Here is a 2,730-nt window from a genome sequence, read left to right on the forward strand (position 1 = left end):
GTCGCCCCCGCCGCGGGCGCCGGACGGGTCCGGCTGCTCGTGCGGGGGCGACGGCGTCATGACGTGCTCAGGCGCCCTTGGCGGCGCGGAAGCCCGCGTCCAGGTCGGCCAGGATGTCGTCGACGTGCTCGATGCCGACGGCCAGGCGGACCAGGCCGGGCGTGACGCCCGAGCGCAGCTGCTCCTCGGGCGTGAGCTGGCTGTGCGTCGTCGACGCGGGGTGGATGACGAGCGAGCGGACGTCGCCGATGTTCGCGACGTTCGAGTGCAGCTCCAGGGCCGACACGAACGCCTGCCCCGCCTCGGTGCCGCCCGCGAGCTCGAACGCGAGCACCGCACCCGCGCCGCGCGGCGCGTACTTCACCTGGTTCGCGTGCCACGGGCTCGACTCCAGGCCGGCGTAGTGGACGCTCAGCACCTCGTCGCGGGCCTCGAGCCACTCGGCGACCTTCTGCGCGTTCTCGACGTGCCGCTCGACGCGCAGCGACAGCGTCTCGATGCCCTGGGAGATGAGGAACGCGTTGAACGGCGACACGGCCGCGCCGAGGTCGCGCAGCAGCTGGATGCGCGCCTTGAGGATGTAGGAGAGGTTGACCCCGAACGGGCCGTCGGCGCCGAGCGTCTCGCCGATGACGAGGCCGTGGTACGACGGGTCGGGCTTGTTGAAGCCCGGGTACTTCTCCGGGTCCTTCGTGTAGTCGAACGTGCCGCCGTCGACGATGACGCCGCCGATCGCGGAGCCGTGCCCGCCGAGGTACTTGGTCGCGGAGTGCACGACGACGTCGGCGCCCCACTGCAGCGGGTTGATGAGGTACGGCGTCGCGACCGTGTTGTCGACGATCAGCGGCACGCCGCTCTCGTGCGCCACCCCGGCGACGAGCTCGATGTCGAGGACGTCGGACTTGGGGTTCGGGATGGTCTCCGCGAAGAACAGCTTGGTGTTCGGGCGGACGGCCGCGCGCCACGACTCGGCGTCGTGCGGGTCGTCGACGAACGTCGTCTCGATGCCCAGCTTGGGCAGCGTGTAGTGCAGCAGGTTGTACGTGCCGCCGTAGAGGGACGGGCTCGCGACGACGTGGTCGCCGGCCTCGGCGATGTTGAGGATCGCGAACGTCTCCGCGGCCTGGCCGGACGCGACGAGCAGCGCGCCGACGCCGCCCTCGAGGTTGGCGATGCGGTTCTCGACGACCTCGGTCGTCGGGTTGCCGATGCGCGTGTAGATCGGGCCGAGGTCCTTGAGCGCGAAGCGGTCGGCGGCGACCTGGGCGCTGTCGAAGACGTACGACGTCGTCTGGTAGATCGGCAGGGCGCGCGCGCCCGTGGTCGGGTCGGGGGTCTGGCCCGCGTGGATCTGGCGGGTCTCGAAGCTCCAGCTCTCGTTGCTCATCGGTCTGCTCCTGGTCTCGGGGGATCCGGGTGGGGTTCTCGGGTCCGCGGGGAGATCGGGCAGCCGACGTCCGTCCCGCGGAGGGGGATGGGGTGGGCGCACGTCTCGAGCGTCGGCTCGTGCGGGGGTGCTGGTCGGGGACCGGTCACCTGCCCGCGGGCATGCCGAACGTGCGCTGGTCAGCGACACATTCGGCGGGACATGGCTCGAGAGTACGAGGGACCATCCGCAGGATGACACAGCCGTTCCGCGATGTGAGACGAGTGCGAGGCGCGTGTGCCTGGCGCTGCCCTCGAGACGCCCGGCTCGCGCCCGTCCGCACGTGGTCCGACGAACCCGTCCGGAGCCCCGCTCGACCGAACGGGTGAGCGCCCGTCCGGTACGTCCCGAACCACAACCGTGTGACTCCTGTTACTCGTGTGACTGCTGTTCACTTCTGTGAAAACCGTGGGTAGCGTCGAAGCGCGAGCGGGCCCGGGGAGGGGCCCGCGCGGACGTTCACGGAGGCGGTCCAGTGGTGCAGCACGACCCGAAGTCGTCGGCGGACGGCGGCGCAGCGGCGCCCCCGCGCCGGCCCCGGCGGACCCTCCGGCTCGTCACCGCGGCCGTCATCGCCGCCACCTCCGGCATCGTCGGCGCCGACCTCGCGGCCGCCGACCCCACGCCCCCGTCCGCGCAGGACGTCCGCGACGCGCGCCGCGCCGTCGACACCGCCGCCCGCTCCGTCGCCGAGATGGAGCTGCGCCTCGCCCAGCTCACCGCGCAGTCCGACGCCGCCCAGCTCGCCGTCCAGCAGGCCGGCGAGGCGTACACCCAGGCGCTCGCCGACGCCGACGCCGCCCGCGCCGCCTCCGCCGACGCCGCGACCCGCTCGACCGAGGCCGACGCCCGCGCCGAGGACGCCCGCCGCACGCTCGTCGCGATGGCCCGCGAGGCCGCCCGCTCCGGCGGCAACGTCGAGGCGCTGCAGGCCGTCCTGTCCGCCGACGGGTTCCGCGACGTCGCCCGCCGCAGCAGCGCGCTCGACCACATCACCGGCAAGGCCGACGAGGCCGTCCAGGAGTACCGCGCCGCGCAGCTCGTCGCGACCGTGCTCGCCGACCGTGCGCGCACCGCCGAGGCCGACGCGAAGGCCGCCGAGCAGTCCGCGTCCGACGCCCTCGCCACCGCCGAGAAGACCCAGCAGGACAGCGAGACCGCGCTCGCCGCCGGTGCCGCCGAGCGCGACCAGCTCATCTCCGCACTCGCCGCCGCCCGCCAGACCAGCGCCGAGGTCGAGCGCGCCCGCCAGGACGCCCTCGACGCCGACCGCCGCGCGCGCGCCGACGCCGCCGCCCGCGCCG

Annotated in this window: 2 protein-coding genes; one reads left to right on the forward strand and one right to left on the reverse strand. The window is 73.8% G+C overall.

Annotated elements, in window-relative coordinates:
- Positions 1 to 67: 67 nt before the first annotated feature.
- On the reverse strand, positions 68 to 1,387 hold the full coding sequence (locus tag CBZ_RS19645) for a bifunctional o-acetylhomoserine/o-acetylserine sulfhydrylase (RefSeq protein ID WP_130783126.1): 1,320 nt from the start codon (positions 1,385 to 1,387) through the stop codon (positions 68 to 70).
- 514 nt (positions 1,388 to 1,901) lie between these two features.
- Here CBZ_RS19645 and CBZ_RS19650 point away from each other — a divergent pair.
- Positions 1,902 to 2,730, forward strand: an 829-nt coding sequence (locus tag CBZ_RS19650) for a coiled-coil domain-containing protein (protein ID WP_373862210.1), incomplete at its 3' end; no start/stop codon positions are given.

This window comes from Cellulomonas biazotea, from assembly GCF_004306155.1.
Taxonomy (GTDB): domain Bacteria; phylum Actinomycetota; class Actinomycetes; order Actinomycetales; family Cellulomonadaceae; genus Cellulomonas; species Cellulomonas biazotea.

Bases quoted from the DNA above. Each gene is read 5' to 3' on its own strand.
- CBZ_RS19645 (WP_130783126.1), bottom strand. From the start codon at position 1,387: ATGAGCAACGAGAGCTGGAGCTTCGAGACCCGCCAGATCCACGCGGGC.